A 351-nucleotide genomic window follows, 5' to 3' on the forward strand; every position below is an offset into this window, starting at 1 on the left:
TTCTTTGGGCACCGCGCCTCTGACTACCAATGCGCTGGAGGGGCTGCCGGAGCGGCGCGCGGAGGCGGTCCGGGCGCGGCTGGACGGGCCGGTGTTCACTTTCGGCGCCTTGGGGCGAGGCGCGGCCGAAGGGGTCGCGCACATGACCGCGCGCTGGGAGGCATCCGGGTTGTCGGCCGCTGACGCCCACGTGATCTGGGCGAGCGCCGGCTACGAGGGATGGCCGGTGGTCGTCTCCGGTGGGGCCGATGCGTGGAAGTCGTGGCTGCCCGATACCCCGGTCGAGCTGGTCCCCTAGAGGCCCGCGCTCGGCGGCCTGGGTCGGCGGGGCCGCAGATCACTCTGCGGCCC

Annotated in this window: 1 protein-coding gene; it reads left to right on the forward strand. The window is 74.1% G+C overall.

What is annotated here, in order from left to right; translation table 11 throughout:
• Positions 1-298 (forward strand): hypothetical protein (locus D476_RS0113690; RefSeq protein WP_026123489.1); only part of this gene is annotated, 298 nt, incomplete at its 5' end.
• Positions 299-351 lie beyond the last annotated feature (53 nt).

The sequence above is a fragment of the Nocardiopsis chromatogenes YIM 90109 genome, assembly GCF_000341185.1.
Lineage (GTDB): Bacteria > Actinomycetota > Actinomycetes > Streptosporangiales > Streptosporangiaceae > Nocardiopsis_A > Nocardiopsis_A chromatogenes.